This is a genomic window from Mesorhizobium sp. B2-6-1 (assembly GCF_006440475.1).
In the GTDB taxonomy this organism is placed as follows: Bacteria; Pseudomonadota; Alphaproteobacteria; order Rhizobiales; family Rhizobiaceae; genus Mesorhizobium.
In genome coordinates, this window is the sequence record NZ_VFUH01000008.1 from 281,829 (window position 1) to 288,286 (window position 6,458).

General features: G+C 64.3%; 5 protein-coding genes. 3 read left to right on the top strand and 2 right to left on the bottom strand.

From position 1 onward, the window contains the following. Window positions 1-75 precede the first annotated feature (75 nt). Both FJ443_RS18665 and FJ443_RS18670 read right to left on the bottom strand, forming a co-directional pair. Entirely contained in the window at window positions 76-1,251 is a 1,176-nt protein-coding gene (locus FJ443_RS18665; RefSeq protein ID WP_140665298.1) for an MFS transporter, read from the bottom strand. Window positions 1,252-1,416: 165 nt separating this feature from the next. Further along, window positions 1,417-3,306, bottom strand: a complete 1,890-nt coding sequence (locus FJ443_RS18670; RefSeq protein ID WP_140665301.1) for a phospholipase D-like domain-containing protein — start codon at window positions 3,304-3,306, stop codon at window positions 1,417-1,419. 216 nt (window positions 3,307-3,522) lie between these two features. Here FJ443_RS18670 and FJ443_RS18675 point away from each other — a divergent pair, with 216 nt between their 5' ends. From FJ443_RS18675 to FJ443_RS18685, 3 genes are all read left to right on the top strand, one after another. Further along, a complete protein-coding gene (locus FJ443_RS18675) occupies window positions 3,523-5,100 on the top strand; it encodes a trimethylamine methyltransferase family protein (RefSeq protein ID WP_140495671.1) in 1,578 nt (525 codons plus the stop codon). Window positions 5,101-5,237: 137 nt separating this feature from the next. Beyond that, window positions 5,238-5,708, top strand: coding sequence for a DUF559 domain-containing protein (locus FJ443_RS18680; protein WP_140555055.1), 471 nt, complete (start codon window positions 5,238-5,240; stop codon window positions 5,706-5,708). After that, window positions 5,705-6,458, top strand: a 754-nt coding sequence (locus FJ443_RS18685; RefSeq protein WP_140665304.1) for an FAD-binding oxidoreductase, incomplete at its 3' end; no start/stop codon positions are given. The genes FJ443_RS18680 and FJ443_RS18685, both read left to right, overlap by 4 nt.

Consider the following 6,458-nt stretch of genomic DNA (forward strand, 5'->3'; position numbering starts at 1 on the left):
CTGCAGGCTTAGCGTTTCGACCCGATAGCCGTAAGCCCCAAAGCCCGAACCCACGCTTGTTCCGGCCAAACCCTGTCAGGAGCCTCTGCGGCTGGCCGATCTGTAGAGCACGAAGGCGACCAGCAGCGCGTCCAGGCCGACGATCACCGCCGGCAATCCCAAAGGCCCGATCGCCTGCATCAGCAGACCGGCGCTGGGCGGACCGACAATGCCGCCAACGCCCCACAACAAGGCGAAAGCGGCGTTGCCGGTGACCAGCAGCGAGCCCTTGAACCGGCTGCCGAGTTCCACCAACGCCATCGTGTAGACGCCATAGCCGACCGCTCCCATCACCAGCAGCACCGCCCAGATCAGCGGCGTCGTGATCAGCAGCGGCAGCAGAAGCGCGCAAACGGTGGTCGCCACCGCACAGGCCAGGATCATGGGGCGGCCGCCGAAGCGTTCGGCGAGCAGGCCGAGCGGGATCTGCAGCAGGATATTGCCCAGGGATAACGCCATCACCAGAGCGGCGAGCACGGCTTCCGGCAAGCCATAGCCGGCGCCGAAGACCGGAACCAGCGCATAGGTGCTTTGCTGGACCGCTGCCGAGACCAGCACCGCCAGCAGCAGCGCCGGCGCCAGCCGGGCAAAACCGATAAAGCTGCCGGCTGGCTGGCCGTCATCCTCGAAACCGGGGAGCTTTGAGGAGACAAGGCGCAGAATAACGGCGCAGAGCACGAAACCACCAATGCCGACGCTGAAGGGAGCCCAGCCCGACGTGCCGAGCAGGGTCAGTGTGAAAGGCCCGGCCGAGTAGCCGGCCCCCATCAGCGTGTTGAACACGCCCATCACCCGGCCGCGTCGCGCCGGCGGCGCCAGCGACAGCGCCCACACCTCCCCGAGGATATAGAGCGGGTTGATGACCACGCCGATGAGGAAACGGAGGACGAACCACGCCACCCAATCCTGCAGATAGCCGATGCCCAGGAAGCACAGCGCACCGATCAGCGAGCAGCCGACGGCGAGCGTGCGGGCGCCGACCAGCCGCACGGCGGCGGGCACGAACGAGGCAGACAGGATCAAGCCAACCGGCATCATCGCCGCCGACAGGCCGATCAGGCCCGGCGACATGCCTTGCTTCTGCATCAGCAGCGTGAACAGCGGCGAGCTCAGCCCTTGCGCGGCGCCGAACATCGCCAGCGCCGCGGTGACGCCGGCGAGCGCTGCCCACTGCGTTGCCGCTTCGCCTTGGCTCGAGCCGGTCGCGACCATGCTGCCGTTCCATGAGTGAATCGCCGACCTGCGGATCGGCAAGCCATCAGCTACCGGTTCGATCCCGGGAAAGGAAGGGCCGGACAGCGAAATCCGCTTGCGCCAACGGCCGGCGCCGTGCACCGGAAGGCTCGCGTCAAAAGCCGTCAGCACCTGCCGGCAGCACTATGGAAAATACCGTGCGATCGCGCCTTTCCTGCCTTGCGCGTAAGGCTTCAGCCACTTGTCGTCGATGGACAGCCCATCGTCATCCGAAGGGCCTTTGCCGATGGTCCTGCGCCAGGCGCGGAACTTGTAGTGGTCGAACACGTCGAGCATATGCACGGCATAGGCCGCGGCGAAGGTCTTGTCGCCTTCGACGATCACCATGTTCTCGTCATTCTCGTAGGAAGCCTTGTAGCCGAGGTTGTGGCTGCCGGTGACGACCGTCGCGTTGTCCTCCATCGGATCGATGATGACGATCTTGTCGTGCACGATGGCATGGCCGACGGTCAGCACCTCCGCCTGGAAATCGCGGGCGATCGTGGCGCCGGTCAGGTTCGCCGCCCGCACGATGGAAACGTTCGGCGCCTCCCAGACCTTCTCCGGATAGACGAAGGGCGACTTGCCGTCCCTGTTTGATTTATGGGTGACCGGATCCTTGGTCGGCGCGACATAATTGGGCATGGCGGTCTCATCGCTGATTGCCCCTTGCACGATCAGCTTCGGATCGGCCCTTGCCGCCGCCACCGCCTGGTCGACGATCGAATTGTCGCCGAGCCGCGAAGGATTGAACACCAGGAACAGCACGGCGCGCTTGGCTGCCTTGATGCGGACGAAGAGGTCCTCGAGATCGACCGGCCGCACCGAGATGTCCTTCTTGTTGCGCTCGGGATCATTGGGCGAGAACCACACCGTCATGCCGTCCAGCGCCGCCGTGGCGCCGTTGAGCGGGTTTGGCCTGTGGTTTTCCCTGCGAAACGGCACGCCTTGCGTCTGCGCGACATGGCCGGCGGCGCTTTCCGTGGCCGGCGGCGGGAACAGGTCGGCCTTCATGCGCTGCCAGTAGGCGTCGAATATCTCGGCCATCGCCGGGTCGTCGCGGATGAAGGCGTTGTTGGATTGCCCGCAAATGCCCGTCGAGGTCCAGTTGGTGCTGCCCGTCATCACCGATTGCGGCTTGCCCTGGGCATCGCGATAGACGGCGAACTTGTTGTGGCCGATATGGTTGTTGTTGAACAGGCGATCCGTCACCGCGACGCCTGCGTCGTGCAGCCGCTTCCTGTAAGGCGCGTTGCCAGCGTCCCAGGCCTTCGTCTGGTCATCCCTGCCCGAGTTGGAAAGAATGACCTCCACGACATCCTTGGCGGCAATGATTGCGTCGCACAGTTCGTCGTCGCCAAGCTCGTAGAGCGCAAGACTGACCGTGCCGCCCTCGGCCTTGGCCCGCTTCAGCAGGCTGGTCAGCACATCAGGCACGTCGCCATGCAGGTAGGCGCGTATCTTGCTGGTCGGGTCCTGCAGCACAGCCCTGATCTTGTCGCGCTGCCCGAGCTTGATGCCGGCCTCGGCCAGCGCGCGCGACATCCATTGCGTCGACAGCACGCCATTCGTGAAGGCGACGCGCGCCTTGCCGAACATCTGGCCGAGGAAGATCGGCGGACTGACCGCGCCCCGGCCGAGATAGCCCAGCGGCCGCGCTGGGCCGGTATAGGTCTTTTCCGGGCGCACCGGCACGGGATCGAGCCCGGCCTTCATATCGCCGACCGGACGCACCCGGTAGGCGATCATTTCGCCGTCTGGCCTGACATCCAGGCTGTCGCGGCGCCGCCGGACAGTGAGATCGCGCCAGAATGTCTTCTGCACCGGCCAGACGCCGGTATCCTGGGGGATCCAATCCTTGTTGCGCTGTCCCTTGAAGGGCACCCAGGACGCCAGGCAACGCTCCTCGCCGGTGTCGGGATAGAGGCGGACGATCTCGAAGCCCAGGCAGCCCGGGATCATCGCGTCGAGGTCCCAGGAGAGGAACGCGACTTCGTTGTTGGTGGCGGCACGCACTTTGACGACGTCAGGCATGGCTCTCCCTCCGGAGATATTCGACGCACAAGTTTACCAGAAGCAAAAGACGATACTGCAACGAATGGCGCACCCACATCCGCCGGCCTGCCTCGGGACCAGGCAGCTGCCGTTCCGGCATGTCGCTTCCCTCGCTCTAGTGGTCGCCGCCTCCGCAATGGCCGGACAGCCGCCGGTCCATTATGCCGCCCACTTTCGCATCGTACGAGGCCCCTCATGACCGCCGCCCTTCAACCCGCCGAACCGGCATTGGCAACCGATCGTGCCCGCCGCGGTGGCCGCGCCGGAAAACGCGCAGGCGGCTCGGCCGCGTTCGAGCAGCCGCCGTTCCGCCAGCTGAAAATCCCGCTCCAGCCGACCAAGCTGGTTTCCGACGACGAGCTGGAATCGATCCACCTGGCCTCGCTGCGGGTGCTGAAGGAGATCGGTGTCGACGTCCTGCATGACGAAGCCCGCCGCATCATGAAGGAACATGGCGCCGACGTGCGCGAAGGCAGCGAGCGCGTGCGCTTCGACAGCGACATGATCCTCGATCTGGTGTCGCACTGCCCACCTGAATTCACCATCCATGCCCGCAACCCCGCGCACAATGTGCGCTTCGGCGGCGACAATCTGATTATCTCGATGATGGCCTCGGCGCCCAATTGCTCGGACATCGATCGTGGCCGCCGGCCCGGCAACCAGCAGGACTATCGCAATTTCCTGCGCCTGGCGCAGATGCACAACATACTGAACTGCACGGGCGGCTATCCGGTCGAGCCGATCGACATCCACCCCTCCGTCCGCCACCTCGAATGCATCCGCGACCTCGCCACGCTGACCGACAAGGTGTTCCACATCTATTCGCTCGGCAAGGAGCGAAATGTCGACGGCATCGAGATCACCCGTATCGCGCGCGGCATCAGCCACGAGCAGCTGCTCGAAGAACCGTCCGTCTTCACCATCATCAACACAAATTCGCCGCTGAAACTCGACGTGCCGATGATGGAAGGCATCATCCAGATGTCTAGCAAGGGCCAGGTCGTCATCGTCACGCCCTTCACCCTGTCGGGCGCCATGGCGCCGGTGACCATTGCCGGCGCGCTGGTGCAGCAGAACGCCGAGGCGTTGTCCGGCATCGCGTTTGCCCAGATGGTCAGAAAGGGCGCGCCGGTCGGTTATGGCGGCTTCACCTCCAATGTCGACATGAAGTCGGGTGCGCCCGCCTTCGGCACGCCCGAATACATGAAGGCGCAGCTCGTCGGCGGCCAGCTCGCCCGCCGCTACAACATCCCCTACCGCACCTCCAACACTTGCGCCGCCAACACGGTCGACGCACAGGCCGCCTATGAAAGCGTGTTCTCGCTGTGGGGCGCCATTCAGGGCGGCGGCAATTTGATGATGCACGCCGCCGGCTGGCTCGAAGGCGGCCTGCGCTGCTCCTACGAGAAGACCATCCTCGACATCGACCTGTTGCAGATGGTGGCGGAATTCTTGACCCCGCTCGACCTGTCCGAACAGGCGCTTGGCTTCGACGCCATCCAGTCGGTCGGCCCCGGCGGCCACTTCTTCGGCACACAGCACACGCAGGACCGCTACAAGACCGCCTTCTACTCGCCGATCCTGTCCGACTGGCGCAATTTCGAGACCTGGGCGGAAGCCGGCTCGCCGACGGCGCTCGAAAAGGCCAACAAGGTGTGGAAGGAGCGGCTGGCCTCCTATGAGGAGCCTTACATGGACCCGGCGATCCGCGAAGAGCTCAACGCCTTCGTCCAGAAACGCCGCGCCGAAGGCGGCGCCCCGACCGATTTTTGATCTGTATTGGCTTCATGAGCAGTCGACCCCCACTCCGTCGAGCTGCGCTCGACACCTCTCCCCCGATCGACGGGGGAGAGGAAGGGCGTGAGCTTGGCCGGGCTGGCTCCCTTCCTCTCCCTCCGGAGGGGGGAGAGGTGGCGCTGCGAAGCAGCGACGGAGTGGGGGAAGCCGCTCGTAAAACCCGCAGTCGCCGAAAGTCAGGCACAACCCAGAGAGCCAGGAAACTCAGGCAAGGCAACAATCAGGCCGAAGCACTGCTTTGGCTCGAACTAAATGCCCGCAGACTTGGTGGCTACAAGTTCACACGCCAGTTCTCTATCGGACCATACTACGCCGACTTCTGTTGCCGCGAAAAATGGCTGGTCGTCGAGCTCGACGGCTCACAGCACGCCGACAGTTCCTACGACCGCCGCCGCGACGATTTCATGCGCGCCCAAGGCTACTCGATCCTGCGCCTCTCGAAACATCGTACTCTCGTCTGTGAAACCGTCCTTGCCGCGCTCGACGGCAGGCTGACCGAAAACATCGCTGCATCCGACCTCCGCCTTGTTTTCACACCGCACTCACCCGATTCAATCTCTTCAAAAACGGACCTATCTTCATGAAATCCCATGTAAAAGCGGTTGTCATCGGCGGCGGCGTCGTCGGCTGCTCGGTGCTCTATCACCTGGCCAAGGCCGGCTGGACCGACATCATGCTGATCGAGCGTTCGGAGCTCACTTCCGGCTCGTCCTGGCACGCGGCGGGCGGCTTCCATACGCTCAACGGCGACCCCAACGTCGCCAAACTGCAGGCCTATACCGTGCAGCTCTACAAGGAGATCGAGGAGCTTTCCGGCCAGTCCTGTTCGCTGCACCTGACCGGCGGCGTGATGATGGCCGACTCGCCCGAGCGCATGGACTTCCTGCGGCTTGCCCATGCCAAGGGCCGCTATCTCGGCATGGATACCGAGCTGATCACGCCATCCGAGGCCAAGGCGATGTTCCCGCTGATGGACGAGACGAATTTCGTCGGCGCCATGTGGGATCCGGTCGAAGGCCATCTGGATCCGTCCGGCACGACGATTGCGTACTCGAAAGCGGCGAAGAAACTCGGCGCCGAGATCGTGCTGCGCAACCGCGTCGTCGAACTGACGCAGCAGGTCGACGGCACCTGGAACGTCATCACCGAACAAGGCACGGTTCACGCCGAGCATGTCGTCAACTGCGGCGGCCTGTGGGCGCGCGAGATCGGCCGCATGGTCGGCCTCGAGCTGCCGGTGCTCGCCATGGAGCATATGTATCTCTTGACCGAGCCCATGCCGGAGGTCGAGGAATTCAACAAATCGACCGGCCGCGAGATGATCGGCGTGATGG